The organism is Winogradskyella damuponensis, assembly GCF_039538385.1.
Lineage (GTDB): Bacteria > Bacteroidota > Bacteroidia > Flavobacteriales > Flavobacteriaceae > Winogradskyella > Winogradskyella damuponensis.
This window is the reverse complement of record NZ_BAABCB010000018.1, coordinates 12,242-30,340: the sequence shown is the minus strand read 5'-3', so window position 1 is coordinate 30,340 and position 18,099 is coordinate 12,242. Positions and strand designations below refer to the sequence as shown.

The window sequence follows — 18,099 nt, the reverse complement described above, 5'->3', positions numbered from 1 at the left end:
TTACTTTCTGTATATTACTAGTTTATTAAACTATTCTACTTATAAAATTCTTTTCAATGGCTTCCTTTAAATTTTTAGCATGTCTAATTTTTACGTTTATTTCATTCACTGTAATTGCCCAAATAAAAACTTCTGATACTCCTAATTGGGTTTTAAAACAAAATTATACTACAACAATAGATATTGCCTCAGATGAGATAGATTACGGTTATGTGGTTCTATTATCAGATGAACAAATACATGTACCTAAACAAAAACATTACAATAGAGTTGTAAAGAAAATTACAGATAATTTAGGCATTCAAGACGTTGCTGAAATTGCAGAAATTTATGATCCAACTTATCAAACTATTACGTTCCATAATATTGATGTTATTAGAAATGGAGACGTAATAAATAAGCTAGATATCAATAACTTTCAGGTTATTAGACGAGAATCTAGTTCTGAGAGTTATATTTATGATGGCAGATTAACAGCAATGATTAATCTTTCTGACATTAGAAAAGATGATATTTTAGACTATAGTTATACCATATCAGGCTTTAACCCTATACATAACGGAAATTTTTCTGGCATTTTTTCATTAAACGATTATGTTTATATAAATACTTCAAGCTTAAGGCTATTATCTAATACAAATTTAGAGTACAAATTATTTAACTCTGATTTAAAACCTCGTTATACCACCTCAAATGGGCTTAAAGATTATCTCTGGTTTTCTGAAAAGGTAAATAGTGTTAATTTTGATAATGAAGCTCCAATTTGGCTAATAGAACATCAATATTTAATTGTTTCTAATTATCAGAACTGGAAAAATGTCATTGATTGGGGAATAGACATTTACAATGTCAACGATAAAATATCTACAGAATTAAAGGCTAAAATTGATGCTATACTATCCAATAAGGCAATGGAACACGAGCAGATTATTGCTACTTTAGAATTTGTACAAAACGAAATAAGATACTTAGGCTTGGAAGATGGTATTGGCAGTTATAAGCCTTTTTCACCTAATAAAGTTTTTAATCAACGTTTTGGTGATTGCAAAGATAAAACCTTATTAATGGTAACAATGCTAAGAGCAATGCATATAGAAGCTTATCCTATGTTAGTAAGTACAACATTTGGCAAAAATCTACCTAAAATTCTCCCTAGCCCAAAGGTTTTTGATCATGTGGTGGTCAAAGTTATTGATAAATCGGGACGTGAAATTTATTACGATCCAACAATTACAAATCAAAAAGGACGCTATGATAACATATACTTTCCAAATTATGAATATGGTCTAGTTATCAGTGAGGAGACTAATGATTTAGAAAAGATTCAGAGCTTTAGTAATAATCTTATTGAGGTTTACGATGAGTTTTATCTTGAAGCTGTTGGCAAAGGAGCAACATTAAAGGTAAAAACTATTTACAATGAGTATGAAGCTGATAAGATGCGTAATTATTACAAAAACAGTAGCACCTCTAGTATAAAAAAAGACTTTAAAGCTTATTACTCTAATTATTACGAAAACGTTGAGGTTATTGAAGCTCCAATAATCAAAGATGATAGCCTTAACAACGAACTAACTATTTATGAGCACTATAAACTAGAAGATATTTGGGAAGAGGTCTTAGCTGATGATGATAATATTGGTGTTACGTTTACTCCAACAACAATAAGTGATATTTTAGTATTACCAACAGAACAAAGCAAAACCAAGGAGTTGGCTTTATATTACCCAATAGCTAAACGTCATACTATAAATGTAAAACTACCCGAAGCTTGGAATATATCACCAATAGATTACAACATTTATTCTAAAGATTTTTATTATGAATTTGAAGGAAACTACAACCCTTCTTCTAGAGAATTAAATTTAATGTCTTACTACAAAAATCAAAATGATTATGTGTCGCCTGAAAATTACGCCCAATATTATAGAGATATTAAAACATTAGAAAGTAAGCTATCGTATTACATATATATTCCAAAAAGCTATGTTGCTTCCTATGCTAATGGTAAAAAGAATATTAACTCGTCAGAACTCGCCACAAGTTTTATAAAAAATTTATTTCTATTTCTAATCTTACCAATAATAGTTATACTTTTAATTGTCTTAATCATTATAGTTGTAAAACGCAACTCTAAAACCTAAACCATTATCACACATCATTATTTTAAAATATACAAACCTTACGGCTATTTAAGTCAATTTGTTAATCATCAAACTAAAAGGCGAAACAAAAAACTTTTAAATGAGTTGTATGATTTTACAGACAAGGTTATGGCTGTTGGACGTTTAGACGAAAAATCTGAAGGCTTATTGCTTTTAACTACAGACGGAAAGTTTAGCAATTATATAACCAGTTCTAAAATTGAAAAAGAATACCACGTAATGGTTGACGGTTTAGTTACACCAGAAGCTATCTTAGAACTTCAAAAAGGAATAGAGATTTCTGTTGAAGGTAAAGCGTATAAAACAAAACCATGCAATGCTCAAGTTTTAAATGATATTTCGCACATTGTTCCGCGTTTTGTTAGAGACGAACGTCATGGACCAACATCATGGCTCTCCATTACTTTAACCGAAGGTAAATTTAGACAAGTTCGTAAAATGACAGCAAAAGTTGGTTTTCCAACGTTGCGATTGGTAAGAGTAAGGATTGGCGATTATAAATTAGAGGCTATGCAACCTTCAAACTGTATTGAAATTCTTCCAGCAAACAATTATTTGCAGTAAATTTTATTACTTCAAACTCTTCAATATAAAATCTAAATTTGGATTCTTATTATCATTTGCCACATAAGCATCTGTATAATATTTTGGTGCCAAAGCCAAATCAAGCTGCTGCATCTTTTTAATGGTTGGTATGTAATCCTGACTCACTTTCCCTGTTAATAACACCCCTAAGTCGTTACCATTTTGAGCATATTTATAGACGTTTCGCAAACCAGATAAATACAGGTGATCTTTAGTAAATCCTCCTCCTCTATGCACACGTAAAGTAATGCCAAATGCTTTATCTCTATTTAATTTATGCTGATTATGCAATAGGTGAAACGTATCCGAAAAGGCGTAGCCTTTATTTAAACTATCAACAGCAATGACTCTAAATGCTAATTCTTTTAACCGTTCAATAGTAAGACAGCCACTCATAAATTCAGCATACACAGCCAAACCTTCTTGTGTTTCTACATTATTAGGAAAACCATTAGAAAACACTTTTAATGGATGCGATAAGCCATTAAAAGTTGTTACTAAATGCACTCCAATCTCATGATTTGCTAGTACTTTAAGCTGATTTTTACTGTACTTATGACTTTTACGCAATACCAAAGTCTGCGTATTATTCAGTACCATTGCAGCAGCAGAAAGATGATTAGAAATCTTAATGTTGTACTTAAAATCGTAACGTTTAGAAAATTCATCAAAATAATCTTTGGCTTCACTTGCACTATATTTAGCAAGCATTTGCTCATCAAATTCCGAATCATCAAAACGCAAAATAAATTTAGCATTCTCTATATCCTTTTCGGTAGGAGTTCCAAAGCTTTTTAAACTATTAAAATAAAATTTTCGGCCTTGCCCAATAGTTTCAATACATTCTATTAAGCCTGAATATTCGTAGATAATATCTTCGTACAATTGTCTAATATCATCATCTTCTATGCGTTCTAAACGTTGTGAAAAGAATAAACGATGCAGTTTATAACCGTTAAATTTTATTTTAGGGTACTTAAACTGAGGCTCATAATTAAATTTTGAAGAGTAGAATTTTTTCTTCTCAGATACCGTGTTAAGTGGATTAATATAGTTGAGGAGTTCAATATTTCTAACTAAACGATTAAGATTAGAATCAATATCAAATAAATCTTGAAAAGCTTCAGTAGTTTTTTTCTGAGACATTAGTGTTTAAACGTATTATAGAATTCGTTAGCATGTTTAGGTAAAAGTGTTTGTAACTGTTGCGCTACAGCAGCAACAACTTCAGGGTAATTAACCTGCTGATATTCGTCGCAATACACCTTTGCTATTTCGGTTGCCAAAACTAAAGTATTCTTAAAGTTATTAGTAATATATTTTAGAAAATAACCATTGCCTTGAAACGTATCATTAACCTTGGCGGTTTGCTTAATATTGTGTGGTAATTCTATAGAAGCCAAATAAGCTCTCCAGCGTTCAACTTCTTTACCAAAACGATGGTTATCTATATTAGAAGTCCCTAAATTCCATGTTGGCACTTCTCTATCCCAACGTTGCCAATTATAACTGTGCATATCGTAAACAACACATACTCCAAATTTTTCTTCTAATTTTGAAATTAAAGCCTTAACAACTTTATAAAAATTTGAATGTTTGTTTAAACTTTTGTCTTTTTCTGCTGCTGCTAAAGGTTGTTTCCAAAGTTGTTTTCCCCAAGCCGTTTCAAAAACAGCTTCTTCGGGTGTTCGATTTAAATCATACTCAAAACGAGAATCGCAACCTGCTAAAACAATAGGATGCGAAATAACCATCTTTTTAGTTTCAGGATCTTCTTCGTACCAACGTTCGTATTCGGTATGTAAACAGTTACTCCAAAGGTCTTTTCTAAACTGATGTCCGTCATGCACAGCTGCACAAGCATAAGGTACATAAGAATCAATTTTTAATGTAAATGCATAATCTTCAGAAACAGCACAAAAGGTTTCCTCTGCTTTTATCTTTGCGATAATTGAATCTACAGAAAGCCTTTTCATTACAATGTTTTAAACAGTCTATTAAGGCACTTTAGCATGTTTTGTTCTGTAATGTCAAAATCACCATCAGAGAAAAATAGCACTTTAATATCTTCCATTAAAATATCAATATCATCCTTGTCATAATTATGCTGCTCTAAGCTTGTCATAATTTTTTGTATGCCTTGATAGTCGTTGTCTCTATCAAATTCATCATGAATATCTTGAAAGGTTTGCAGATCTACTTTAGAGATAATTAAATTGCGTTCTTCTTCACTTTCTTTAAAATCTGAATTAGCAGCAAATAATAAAATATAAGCTACAAGTTCGTCTCTTGTCCAGTCGATTGTTTTCATTATTAATTGGTTAGTGTTCCATATTCTGTCCATGAACCATCATAGACAATGAGGTTATTAAAATTACATAGTGTCGCTGCAAGTGCTAAAATACAAGCCGTAATGCCAGAACCACAACTAAACACCACTTTTGTTTTATGAGTGACTAAATTATTAAAGATTGCTAAAAGCTCACTTTGAGGCTTCAACTTATAACCATTTAATAACATTGTGTAAGGTAGGTTTTTTGAATTGGGAATGGTACCACGTCGTAATCCAATTCTGGGTTCGTCTACTTGGCATTTAAAACGCTCTTGTGAGCGTGCGTCCAAAATTAGTGTATTAGAATTTTGTGAATATTGATTAATACCTTTAAAGTTAGTCATTAAGTCTAAATTTAAATGAGCTTTAAAATTCCCTTTGATATAAGTTTCATTGGTATACTTTTCAATAGGAAATCCATTTTTGTTCCATTCGGGTAATCCTCCGTCTAAAACAGCAACATTTTTAAAACCAAAAACTTTGAATAGCCACCAAGCTCTTGCACTAGAATAAATACCTTTATCATCATAAACGACAATGTAAGCATCTTTATTTACTCCTAAAGTTTGAGCTTCAGTTTCAAATTGTTGTAATGAAGGTAATGTACTTGGAAATGGTGCTGAAGTATCGCTAAACTTTTGTTTAATGTCAAAAAATCTAGCTTTAGGAATTCTTAAGGCTGTGGCATCAATACTCTTATTAATTGTAGCATCTAAAATAACGAGGTTACTGGCATTGCTATTTTCTTGAAGCCACTCTACTGAAACTAAATTTGAAATTTGACTTATTTTCATTTTATAAATTTCACGCTTCATCAACCGTTTTACGAAGTCTAGTTCGCCTATCAAACGCTTGTAATTGATCTAAGACTTTGCTTTCTAAAAAGTCAATGACCTTTTCTTCAACTCTAGTCTTGCTTTTATATACTTTATTTATATAAGTGATGCCGCCTGGCGACATTACATTAACCTCTACGAGTTTCCCGCCAATAACATCGATACCAACAAAATACAAACCGTCTTTTACTAATTTTGGACCTATTTGTTTGCATAATGCTTTTTCTGCTTTGGTTAAAGAATGCTTTGCAATACTTCCACCTGCCGAAACATTTGAACGATGATCTTCTGAACCAGGAATACGTTTCATGGCTCCAACTGGTTCTCCATTTAATAATAAAATTCTAACATCACCTTGGTCTGCTCCTTCTATATAATCTTGAAGAATCACATAATTAGAGGTGCCTTCTCCACTAGAAATATAAAAATCTAACAGCGAATTAATATTGTTCATAGCCGATTTTTCAATTAGAATCACACCAGAACCTCCAAAGCCATTCAATGGTTTTAGTATCATTTTATCTGCCTTAGACTCTTTAATCTGCTGAATTAAATACTTTTTGTTTTTAGAAACATGTGTATTGGGAATAATGTTACTGTGTGCATCTCCAAAAGCAGCTGTATAAAGTTTATTATTGGCTTCTCGCATACCTTCTAACGAATTCACAATAAACACATCATCTTTTACTGAGTCTAAAAAATTAAGCATTATAGGATCTAAAGGTGGATTTGCTCTAAAGAAAATAGCGTCAAAACCTGCTAAAGGCAGCATTTCCTCTCTTAATTTCGCTTTGTTATAAAACGATTTTAATGTAGATGGCACTTTTTCCATTCTACCGATAACATTACAAAATGCATTTGTTACACTATCTCTAATGGTTAAGTTTGCAGGTGTACACATGGCAACACCATGACCACGTTTAGCACATTCCTTGATTAAAGCTAAACTTGTGTCGTTTTCTGGGTCGATCTCATCCCATGGGTACATTATAAAACAAATGTTCATTTGCAATAGGTTTTATCTTCTCAATAAAGTTATAAAAATTAATTGAGTCTTCTTAAATTTAAGAATCTAAATCAAAAGTTTCTGTTGGATTTTTTTCACCTTGGTAATCTAACATATTTTCACCATCAGCAATAATAGAGCAAACTGTTGCATCTCCTGTGACGTTTACAACGGTTCTAAACATATCTAATATTCTATCTACTGGAAAAATAATAGCGATCCAAGCTGGATTTAATCCCACAGAACTCAATACAATAATTAACATTACTAAACCAGCACTTGGTACAGCTGCAGAGCCAACAGAAGCTAAAGTGGCAGTTAATACTACTGTAACTTGCTGACCTAGCGTTAAATCTATCATATGCATTTGCGCTAAAAAGATTACTGCAACCGCTTGATACATACTTGTGCCGTCCATATTAACTGTAGCTCCTATAGGAAGCACAAAACTGCTTATTTTATTATCTACTCCTAAATTCTCTTCTACACATTCCATAGTTACAGGAAGTGTAGCCGCACTACTTGATGTTGAAAATGCTAAAGTTTGTGCAGGACTCATAGATTTAAAAAAGCCTTTATATGGAATCTGTTTTACAAAAAACTTCAAAATCAATGGATAAATTACAAATATCATTAAAAGCAAGCCTAATAAAACGGTTAATGAGTACCAACTCAAACCTTTAAAAATTTCTACCACTTTACCAATATCGTCACCAGCCATTTTACTTACCACACCTGCAAGTAAAGCAAACACAAAAAATGGCGCACCTTGCATAACAATATCAACCATTTTTAGAAAAACCTCATTAATTCCATTTACTAAATTTAATACAGGTAATGATTTTTCTGAAGGAATAAACAACAAACAAACACCAAAGAAAATCGCAAAAAAGATAATCTGTAACATTAACCCATTATTAGATAGAGAATGGAAAAAATTACTCGGTACAATATCTATTAATGGTTGCAATGGTGTTGTTTCTTTACGACTTTTAACTGTTTCCATTTTATCTGCAACAGCTGCTTCTTTTAATTCACTTTTAGATAATTCTGAAATTTCCTGAGCACGTTCAAAAAATTCAGGATCTTGTAAGTAATTTATACCATCCTTAATCTCATGTCCTTCACTATCTGCCCAAATCTCATAACTAATACGATTATCTATTCGGCTTTGTTCATCAATAAGTTCGCCTGGTTTAATAACATTAACCAATACTAATCCTAATGAAATAGCCATGACTGTTGTTAATAAATAAATACCTAAAGTCTTACCTCCCATTCTACCTAAGCTTTTTGGGTCTCCAATATTAGCAACTCCACTAATTATAGAAAACAAGACTAACGGAACTGCTATTAGCTTTAGTAAATTAATAAAGATAGTTCCAAACGGATCTATCCAATCTATAGTAAATTGACTCCATCCCATTGTGCTTGAAACCAAAGCCCAAATGATACCGAGAACCATTCCTATTATAATTTTCCAATGTAATGCTAGTTTTTTCATAAGTTTATTAGTCTGTTATTCATTTTCCGGAAGGAAATACCATTTTTAAAATTACAATCTACTAACTCTATCTAGTAAGACATAATCTGCCAAAACCAAAGCAGCCATTGCTTCAACAATAGGCACTGCTCTTGGCACCACACAAGGATCGTGTCTGCCTTTGCCTTGCATTTCTACAATTTCGCCAGAACTATTTAAGGCATCTTGCTTTTGAATCACTGTTGCAACGGGTTTAAAAGCCACTCTAAAGTAAATATCCATACCGTTAGAAATGCCTCCTTGTATGCCTCCAGATAAATTACTTTTTGTAGTTCCATCTTCGTTAAACAAGTCGTTATGCTCACTACCTTTCATTTTTGCGCCACAGAAACCACTACCATATTCAAAACCTTTTACAGCATTTATAGATAACATCGCTTTTCCTAATTCGGCATGCAATTTATCAAACACAGGTTCTCCTAATCCAATTGGTACATTTTGTAAAACACATGTTATGGTACCACCAATGGTATCACCTTGTTTTTTAATAGCTTCAACTCTAGCTATCATTTTTTCTGCTGTAGCTTCATCAGGACAGCGAATGACATTAGATTCTATTTTACTAAAATCTAAATCTTGATATGGTTTATCTATAAAAATATCACCTACTGAAGATGTATAAGCATTAATGCTAATTGAGGCTAACATTTGTTTTGCAATAGCTCCAGCAACAACTCTAGACGCTGTTTCACGTGCAGAACTTCGTCCACCACCTCTATAATCTCTTACTCCGTATTTTTTATCATAGGTATAATCTGCATGACTAGGACGATACACATTTTTAATATGAGAATAATCTTTAGATTTCTGATTCGTATTATGAATTACAAAACCAATTGGAGTTCCTGTCGTTTTACCTTCAAAAATACCGGAATAAAATTCTACAGTATCAGGCTCTTTACGTTGAGTAACTATTTTAGATTGCCCTGGTTTTCTTCGGTTCAATTCATTTTGAATTGCTTCAAGATTAAGTTTTATTCCTGAGGGACAGCCATCTATAATGCCACCAATAGCTACACCATGCGACTCTCCAAAAGTAGTTAGTTTAAATAATTTTCCGAAGGAATTTCCTGCCATTTCAATTTATTTTACGCTAATGTAATTGTATTATTATGAAAATGAAAATACCATGTCGTATTTCATGTTATAGTCGCAAAAAAAGCTAAGGCTTCCTACTTCGTAATATTAAGGTAATATTTTAATAACAATTTGCTTATAGTTAGTTAATTATACGATAATCTGATTGTTAAAAATATTAAAGTTCTTTGTGGTATAGATTTAGAAATTTTGAAAATAAAACGAAAAGTTGAAATAGCAGTAATCTCAGATGTACATTTAGGCACTTTTGGCTGCCATGCCAAACAACTTTTAACTTATTTAAATAGCATAGAACCTAAGAAACTTATTCTTAATGGTGATATTATTGATATTTGGCAGTTTAAGAAACGTTACTTTCCAAAATCTCATCTTAGTGTTATTAAAAAGATTATGGATTTTGCCGCAAATGGCACTGAAGTGATTTACATTACAGGTAATCATGATGAAATGCTTCGCAAGTTTACAGATACGGAAATAGGTAATATTTCAATTGTAAATAAACTAGTACTAGATTTAGATGGAAAGAAAGCTTGGTTTTTTCATGGCGATGTGTTTGATATTTCCATTCAGAATGCCAAATGGTTAGCTAAGCTTGGTGGCTGGGGTTATGACTTACTAATCCTTATTAACAGGCTTACAAACTGGTGTTTAGATAAGCTAGGAAAAGAACGTTATTCTTTATCTAAAAAAATTAAAAACAGTGTAAAAGGTGCTGTAAAATATATTAGTGATTTTGAAAAAGTAGCTACAGACTTAGCTATTGAGAATGGTTATGACTATGTTATATGTGGGCATATTCACCAACCAAAAATGATATTAAAAGGTAATAAGTTTGGTAAAACCACTTATCTAAATTCTGGTGATTGGGTTGAAAACTTCACTGCTTTAGAATACCAATTTAAACGTTGGAAAATTTACAACTACAACAATGATAGACTGTCTCCTTTCTTTGCAGATGAAGATATAAAAGATATGGACGTCAAAGACTTAATAGCTGCAATTACAATTGTAGAACAACCTAAAAAGCACAAGACAAAATAATAACTTTAATTAGCATTATTGTAACTGGTAGTTAGAGCAAAGCTTCTTTTAAAATAGAAATAGGATGTTTAGCCACTCTACCTGTACCGTCTTTTATTTGATGCCTACAACTTGTTCCGTTTGCAGATATTTCTGTGTCTGCTGAAGCTTTTCTAACCGCAGGAAATAAAACCTGCTCTCCTATTTGCATACTTACTTCGTAATGCTCTTTTTCGTAACCAAAACTTCCTGCCATACCACAGCAACCACTTGGAATAATTGTTACTTTATAATTCTTAGGCAGATTTAAAATACTAAAGCTCGACTTCTGATTTGCCAATGCCTTTTGATGACAATGTCCATGAAATTTAATGGTTTTTATCTCTTGTGTAAACTGCGATGATTTTATACGTCCCAATGCCATTTCTTGTTGAATAAATTCTTCAATCAAAAAGGTGTGTTTCGCAATTAATTTAGCAGATTCTTTGTCGTCTGCTAATCTTAAATATTCATCTTTAAACGTAAAAATAGCGGAAGGTTCTATACCTAATAATGGAGTGTTTTCAGTGATTAAATGTTTGAATTTTGAAACATTTTCATTCGCTACTCTTTTGGCATCTTTTAGCAAACCTTTAGACAACATTGCACGACCAGATTCCGAATGTGAAATGATGGTCACTTTATAATTTAAGCGGCTCAATAGCTCCATAGCATCTATACCAATCTCTGTATCTAAATGATTGGTAAACTCATCATTAAACAAGATAACTTCTTTTATATAACCAATTTTAACTGTCTTATTTTTAGCTTCATAAAATTCCTTATCTAAACTTTTACTAGAAACCAAAGGCAAGCTTCGTTCTTTAGCAATACCTCCAATAGATTTTATAATTGCACTTGTAAAATCATTAGAAAACATAAAATTAGTAAGCCTTGGAACACGACTAGCTAAGCCATTTATTTTGTTATTGTAAGCAAATAATTTTGTTCTAAAAGGCACACCATTTACCTTCTGATATTGGTATTGAAATTCAGCTTTTAAACTCGCTACATCTACACTACTTGGACACTCACTTGCGCATGCTTTACAACTCAAACATAAATCAAAAACGTCTTTTAATTCTTTATGATCAAATCGGTTTGCTTTTTCAGAATTAGTTAAGAATTCTCGGAGCGCATTAGCACGTCCTCTGGTTGTATCTTTTTCGTTTCTAGTGGCTCTATAACTTGGGCACATAACACCTCCAAATTCAGGTAATTTTCTACAGTCACCAGAACCATTACATTTTTCGGCTTCACGTAAAATACCTTCAGAAGCAGAAAAATCAAGTAAGGTTTCAATCTGAGGTTCTTTTCTATCCACTTCATACCTAAAATTTTTATCCATAGGATAGGCATCTACAATCTTTCCTGGATTAAAAATATTATACGGATCGAAAGCTGATTTAATATGCTTTAAAATTTTATAATTAGCCTCACCAATCATCATAGGAATAAATTCTGCTCTCACAATACCATCACCATGTTCACCAGACATTGAGCCTTTATATTTCTTTACTAATTGCGCAACGTCTGTTGTTATTTTTCTAAATAGTACAACATCTTCAGCCTGTTTTAAATCTAAAATTGGTCTTAAATGTAACTCTCCTGCTCCTGCATGTGCATAGTATACCGCATTTTGGTTGTATGTTTTCATTAAAGCCGTAAACTCTGAAATGTAGCGGTCTAAATCTGGAAGCGCTACAGCCGTATCTTCAATACAAGCCACAGCTTTTTTATCACCAATAATATTTCCTAACAAGCCTAAACCGGCTTTTCGTAATTCTACAGCTTTATTGATATCATCACCTTTTAAAACAGGATTAGCATAACTTAAATTCATGCTTTTTACCGTTTCTAAGAATACGTTTATTTGTGATTGAAGCTCTTCATTTGAATTTGCTTTGAGCTCACACATTAAAATAGCAGCAGGATTTCCCTCTATAAATTGTCTGTTTTCTTGTTGTGTTTTATTGTGTTTTGTAAGATTTAAAATGGAATCATCCATCATCTCACAGGTATGCAAATTGTGTTGCATCACAGTTTCCACAGCATTTAGGCATTTAGCTATACTTTCAAAATGCAAAGCAATAATAGCGCTTTCCGTTGGCGGCAAGTCATCTAACTGCAAGGTGATTTCTGTTGTAAATGCTAAGGTGCCTTCACTTCCTGCTAAAAGTTGACACATATTAAAACCTGAATTTGAATCTGAAAACACTTCCGACTTTATCAATTCATCAATGGCATAACCTGTATTTCTTCTATGTATGCTTGGCTTTGGAAAATTATCTTGTATTTGATGCTGAACACTTTCAGAATTTAATTCTTTATAAATTGAATTATATACCTCTCCTTCAAGGGTTGATAACTGTAGTTTTTGTTGAAACTCTTCAGATGTTAACGCTGAAAATTCAACCTCGTTTCCATCACTCAACAACGTTTTCATTTTTAAAACCTTATCTCTAGTCACACCATATTGAATAGAGGTCGTTCCGGATGAATTATTCCCAACCATTCCACCAATCATACAGCGGTTAGAAGTTGATGTATTGGGTCCAAAAAACAAACCAAAAGGCTTAAGGTAATTATTAAGTTCATCTCTAACCACACCAGGTTGAACGGTTACAGTTTTAGCGTTTTCATTTATATCTAAAATTCGTGTAAAATATTTAGAGACATCTACTACAATACCTTCGCCAACACATTGTCCGGCTAGCGATGTTCCTGCTGTTCTTGGTATTAAAGAAGTGTTGTTAGACTTAGCAAAATCAATTAAAGATTTTATGTCTTGAGTATTTTTAGGTAAAGCTACAGCTAAAGGCAATTTTCTATACACAGAAGCATCAGTAGCGTAAAGTTTTCGCATTAAATCATTAAAATACAACTCTCCTTCTAATTTAGATTTTAGGGTTTTAAGTTGTATAAGGTTTTCTTTTTGCATAAGCGCTAACAATCGATTGGTATGAGTTATAATTTTGTCTTAAAAATAAGACTAATCATTCAATTTTGGCATAATTTTGGCGTTATGATGAAAAGCAATTTTAAGATTGCTAAAACTATGAATTTAAGATTATAAATTATTATGAAGAAATTAATTTTATTAAGTGTATTAACTATTGGGTTTATAAGTTTTTCTGACGCTCAGAACATTTCAAAAAATGCCATTGGACTAAGGTTTGGAGATAGTGATGGTTTTGGTACCGAAATAACCTACCAACGTGCTTTAGGTGGCAATAACAGACTGGAAGCCGATTTAGGTTGGAGAAACGGAAAAGACTATGATGGCTTTAAAATAGCTGGTTTATACCAATGGGTTTGGCAACTAGATGGCAATTTTAATTGGTATGCAGGTGGCGGTGGAGGATTTGGAAACTATAGCGTTGATACTCCTGGTAAGGATTACAATGATAGTTTCGTGTTTTTAGCGGGTGATGTTGGTATTGAATACAGCTTTGATATTCCGTTATTACTATCCTTAGATTTTAGACCAGAACTTGGATTTGGAGATTTTAATGACGATCTCGATTTTGATATCGGATTGGGCATTAGATATCAATTCTAAAACTTGATAAATAAATAAATAAATAACTTCAGAACCACCTTTAACGAGGTGGTTTTTTCATTATTTTTATTAGTATGAAGCAAATTGCAATTATAGGAATGGGACCACGAGGTCTCTATGCCTTAGAGAATCTTCTCTTAGCACTAAGTAGAATTCATAAGCAAGTTAATATTCAAATTTTTGATGCTAACAATGCTTCTGGAGCTGGAAACGTTTGGAACACAAGACAACCCGATTCTAATTGGATTAATATTACTGAACGCGCGCTAGTAGGCATTGAGAAACGTCCTAAAATCAGTTATGCTAATAGAGTTATTGAAGCTTTCCCTTCTTATCATGAATGGTGTAATTTTACACAACCATGCCATAAACCAGATGCATTTCCACCACGTAACAAACTAGGAAAATACCTTAATGAACGGTACAAAACTATAGAAAATGCCTTGTGCAATTTAAACTCCTTCAATTTTAATAAACTAGAAATTGAAAATATCAATTTAAAAGACAGTCAACTTGAAATTACAAGTAACAATAACTCTTGGATCTGTGACGATGTACTTTTAACTATTGGTCACCAATCTACAGAACTATCCAATCAATTAAAACAGTGGCAATCTTATGTGGCAACACATCAATCCCTCTCTCTTTTTAAAGAGTCCTACCCTATACATCATCTTAAAACAGTAAAAAATCAAGAAACAATTAATATTGGTATTAGAGGTTTTGGCTTGGCAATGATTGATGTAATGCGTTATCTTACCATTAATGATTTTGGAAATTTTAAAGTGATAAATAATGACACTTTTGAAACCATTTATTATAAGAGCAAGTCTCAAGATTTAAAACTAATTCCGTTTTCATTAGACGGCTTACCATTAGTTCCGAAGCCTCTAAACGAAAGTATTGATTCGTGGTACCAGCCTACGAAAGAAGAATTAGATAGTTTTAAATCTGAAATCGAAGCCGTTTCACACCAAACCACTGAAACAGATACCATTGATTTTTTAACGCATCCTATTGCTAAAATTATATCGCGTGTCTATTTAGACTTAAAATCGAACGGTATTTTGCATGATTTAAGTTCTTCTGAATTAGAGGCCATAATCTTAAATTGGTTAAATGATGACCATTATAACCATCCATTAATTCAAGATTCTAATAGTTCAACGTATCAACTGATTCAGAATTATATTGAAATGGCTTTAGGCACCATTCCTATTTCTCTCGATTATTGCATCGGACAAGTTTGGCGTCATTGTCAGCCGACTTTATACAAAGCTTTTTCGCATGCTAAAGTGACTAATGACATTATAGATAAAGTGATTGCCTTAGACGAACGCAGTAAACGATATTCTTACGGACCACCAATTGAAAGTATGCAGCAAGTTTTATCTTTGGTTGATGCAGATATATTGACATTAAACTTTGTCACTGATCCTGATATAGACTTAACAGCGAAAGGCTGGACTTTAAAAAATTCTAATAATAAATCCATCACCTGTTCTGTGATGATTAATAGTGTTTTGGATGCTCCAAAGTTACTTGAAGTCAACACGCCTTTAATTAAAGATTTACTTCAAAATGATTTGATACAACCTATCCATTCAAAATTAGGTATCGAAACAACTGCTGATGGTTATGTCATTACACCTGAAGCTAAAGACGATGTGCCTATTGCCGTTTTAGGTCGTTTGGCCAAAGGTAGCGTGATTGGTGTGGATGCTATTTTAGAATGTTTTGGACCACGTATTGAAGATTGGGCAAAAGCTTACGTGAAGCGTCTAAACGCTAATTAGGTTGCTTTTCACTTAAATACTTCCAATACCGTTTTGGCACGTGTCTAATATGAAGTTTCATATTTTTTCGAGAGGCAATATTGGTGGCTTTGAAGTAATCTTGCCATAGCTTTTGAAATTCAAATTCTTGAGTGGCAAAAAATGCATTGTCGGTTTTAGTAACGTTGAAATTCTCAGGAAAATCCATATTTATAAGTTCAACTGTTTCCAAATCGTAGAATAATCCATAACCACGTTTTATATCATAAATCACCCATTTTTGATCGGCATAACGTCTCTTAAAATGCTTTTCAATTAAAGGCAACACATTAAAATCGGGTTCTATACTTGCGAAATAGATGTCATCTTTAGTTAACCGAAAGCGTACAAAAGCCTCCATACGATGTTTTTCTCGTCCTACAGATTTTGCTATTTGTGCAATTTTTAAAATGGAAGGATGTGAATAATCTTTATCTACTTTCTTTTGTTGCGAAAACGCATATTGTATATAATCTAAAAGTAAGTCCTCTACTCCTACCTCTTCACTTAAAAAAGCATAATAGAGTTGGTAACTTCCGTTAGATGACAACTTCGATTTGATACCTTTCCACACACGATTTGCCTTAACTTCATCGGTAGGAATTGATTCATTTTCCGAAAACAAACCTTGCTGCACCGTAAATTCATTTTGAATGGTTACCGTTTTTAATTTATGTTCAAATACATAAAAAATAGTGGTAAGAAAACCATCAAAAGTGCCGTCGTATATAAGGTTTTTAGCTTGCATCTATCCGAATAAGCTTAATTGATTACTCAGCATTTTCTGATACTTACTCGTTGAATTTTGAAGGATTAAGCCTTTGATCTTTTCTGAAGTTAAATCCCGTTTTTCAAACTGATTGCTATCACAGACCATAAAGTATTGTGCTCTGTTTAATGCAACTCCTATTTTTTTTAGATGTTCCCAATTCAATTTTCTAAAGCGTCTGGCATTTATAATTTTAAACACCGATTTCATTCCTAAACCAGGAATTCGTGCTAACATGCGCTGGTCAGCTGTATTCACATCAACTGGAAATTCATGAAGATTCCGTAATGCCCAGCTCAATTTAGGATCCACATCTAAATCTAAATTTTGATGCTGTTCGTTTAAAATTTCACTGACATCAAAACCATAAAAACGCATGAGCCAATCGGTTTGGTACAATCTATTTTCACGAAGCATAGGTACAGCACTGCCTATTTGCGGCAAACGATTATCATAACTAATAGGTACATAACCTGAATAATACACACGTTTTAAATTATAGCTTTTGTAAAAGTGATTTGAGGTTTGCATAATCTGAAAATCATTCTCACCACTCGCCCCAATAATCATTTGTGTGCTCTGACCAGCAGGCGCAAATTTTGGTGTGCTTTTAATGATTTTCTTTTCGGCATTATATTGAATAATTTCATTTTTCACCTTCACCATCGGCTTTATAAAATCTTCACGCTTTTTATCTGGTGCTAATTTTTTAAGTCCGGCTTCGGTCGGAATTTCAATATTCACACTTAACCGATCTGCGTAGAGTCCGGCTTCACGCATCAATTCATCCGACGCTCCAGGAATAGATTTTAGATGAATATAGCCGTTAAAGTTTTCTTCCAATCGTAATTTCTTCGCTACAGCCACCAAGCGTTCCATGGTATAATCCGCACTTTTAAAAATGCCCGAACTCAAAAAAAGCCCTTCAATATAATTTCTGCGGTAAAAATTAATGGTTAAATCCACCACTTCTTGCACTTTAAAAGCCGCACGTTTTACATCATTACTTTTTCGGGTAACACAATAAGCACAATCAAAAATGCAATGGTTAGTTAATAGAATTTTTAATAAAGATACACAGCGACCATCTTCGGTATAGGAATGACAAATTCCCATGCCTGTAGCATCTCCTAATCCTTTATTGGTGTTAGCGCGTTTACTTCCGCTAGACGAACACGATACATCATACTTAGCAGCATCTGCCAGTATTTTTAATTTTTCTTGGGTACGTTGAAAAGACAAATATTTTCCTCCTAAATCTTAAGTTAAAATCTTAGCTGCAAAAATACTACACATAGTAGCTTATGATTGCTTCATTTTGTAGCAATCT

Annotated in this window: 15 protein-coding genes; 5 read left to right on the top strand and 10 right to left on the bottom strand. The window is 32.8% G+C overall.

The window, feature by feature from the left end; translation table 11 throughout:
- Window positions 1-56 precede the first annotated feature (56 nt).
- Window positions 57-2,144 carry a DUF3857 domain-containing transglutaminase family protein gene (locus ABD730_RS08820; protein ID WP_344713999.1) on the top strand — a complete coding sequence of 696 codons (2,088 nt, stop codon included), beginning with the start codon at window positions 57-59 and terminating at the stop codon, window positions 2,142-2,144.
- A gap of 6 nt (window positions 2,145-2,150) precedes the next feature.
- Window positions 2,151-2,729, top strand: a complete 579-nt coding sequence (locus tag ABD730_RS08815) for a pseudouridine synthase (RefSeq protein WP_344714547.1) — start codon at window positions 2,151-2,153, stop codon at window positions 2,727-2,729.
- A 6-nt stretch (window positions 2,730-2,735) separates the two neighbouring features.
- Here ABD730_RS08815 and ABD730_RS08810 read toward each other — a convergent pair whose 3' ends face one another.
- From ABD730_RS08810 to aroC, 7 genes are read right to left on the bottom strand one after another with little or no spacing between them, the layout of a single operon-like run.
- On the bottom strand, window positions 2,736-3,896 hold the full coding sequence (locus ABD730_RS08810; protein WP_344713997.1) for a peptidase MATCAP family protein: 1,161 nt from the start codon (window positions 3,894-3,896) through the stop codon (window positions 2,736-2,738).
- The gene (locus ABD730_RS08805; protein WP_334468930.1) at window positions 3,896-4,726 is read right to left on the bottom strand and encodes an N-formylglutamate amidohydrolase; all 831 of its coding nucleotides are present in this window, start codon (window positions 4,724-4,726) and stop codon (window positions 3,896-3,898) included. Before ABD730_RS08805 ends, ABD730_RS08810 begins: the two co-directional genes overlap by 1 nt.
- Window positions 4,726-5,061, bottom strand: a complete 336-nt coding sequence (locus ABD730_RS08800) for a hypothetical protein (RefSeq protein WP_334468928.1) — start codon at window positions 5,059-5,061, stop codon at window positions 4,726-4,728. Before ABD730_RS08800 ends, ABD730_RS08805 begins: the two co-directional genes overlap by 1 nt.
- A gap of 2 nt (window positions 5,062-5,063) precedes the next feature.
- Window positions 5,064-5,876 carry a sulfurtransferase gene (locus ABD730_RS08795; RefSeq protein ID WP_344713993.1) on the bottom strand — a complete coding sequence of 271 codons (813 nt, stop codon included), beginning with the start codon at window positions 5,874-5,876 and terminating at the stop codon, window positions 5,064-5,066.
- A gap of 10 nt (window positions 5,877-5,886) precedes the next feature.
- Window positions 5,887-6,924, bottom strand: a complete 1,038-nt coding sequence (gshB, locus tag ABD730_RS08790) for a glutathione synthase (RefSeq protein ID WP_215925566.1) — start codon at window positions 6,922-6,924, stop codon at window positions 5,887-5,889.
- Between the two features lie 58 nt (window positions 6,925-6,982).
- Window positions 6,983-8,428, bottom strand: a complete 1,446-nt coding sequence (locus tag ABD730_RS08785; RefSeq protein WP_344713991.1) for a dicarboxylate/amino acid:cation symporter — start codon at window positions 8,426-8,428, stop codon at window positions 6,983-6,985.
- 51 nt (window positions 8,429-8,479) lie between these two features.
- On the bottom strand, window positions 8,480-9,544 hold the full coding sequence (gene aroC / locus ABD730_RS08780; RefSeq protein WP_344713989.1) for a chorismate synthase: 1,065 nt from the start codon (window positions 9,542-9,544) through the stop codon (window positions 8,480-8,482).
- A 210-nt stretch (window positions 9,545-9,754) separates the two neighbouring features.
- Between aroC and ABD730_RS08775 the strand changes: the two genes are divergently transcribed.
- Window positions 9,755-10,606: a UDP-2,3-diacylglucosamine diphosphatase gene (locus ABD730_RS08775; RefSeq protein ID WP_334468915.1), complete on the top strand. Its 852-nt coding sequence runs from the start codon at window positions 9,755-9,757 to the stop codon at window positions 10,604-10,606.
- Window positions 10,607-10,637: 31 nt separating this feature from the next.
- On the opposite strand, the gene ABD730_RS08770 is transcribed toward ABD730_RS08775, so the two are convergent.
- Window positions 10,638-13,565, bottom strand: a complete 2,928-nt coding sequence (locus ABD730_RS08770; RefSeq protein WP_344713986.1) for an FAD-binding and (Fe-S)-binding domain-containing protein — start codon at window positions 13,563-13,565, stop codon at window positions 10,638-10,640.
- 141 nt (window positions 13,566-13,706) lie between these two features.
- Here ABD730_RS08770 and ABD730_RS08765 point away from each other — a divergent pair, with 141 nt between their 5' ends.
- Entirely contained in the window at window positions 13,707-14,186 is a 480-nt protein-coding gene (locus ABD730_RS08765; RefSeq protein ID WP_215925561.1) for a hypothetical protein, read from the top strand.
- A gap of 74 nt (window positions 14,187-14,260) precedes the next feature.
- Entirely contained in the window at window positions 14,261-15,982 is a 1,722-nt protein-coding gene (locus ABD730_RS08760) for an FAD/NAD(P)-binding protein (RefSeq protein WP_344713983.1), read from the top strand.
- Here ABD730_RS08760 and ABD730_RS08755 read toward each other — a convergent pair.
- Window positions 15,975-16,748, bottom strand: a complete 774-nt coding sequence (locus tag ABD730_RS08755; protein ID WP_344713981.1) for a TIGR03915 family putative DNA repair protein — start codon at window positions 16,746-16,748, stop codon at window positions 15,975-15,977. The two genes, ABD730_RS08760 and ABD730_RS08755, sit on opposite strands and share 8 nt — an antisense overlap.
- Window positions 16,749-18,011 carry a putative DNA modification/repair radical SAM protein gene (locus ABD730_RS08750; protein WP_215925558.1) on the bottom strand — a complete coding sequence of 421 codons (1,263 nt, stop codon included), beginning with the start codon at window positions 18,009-18,011 and terminating at the stop codon, window positions 16,749-16,751.
- Window positions 18,012-18,099 lie beyond the last annotated feature (88 nt).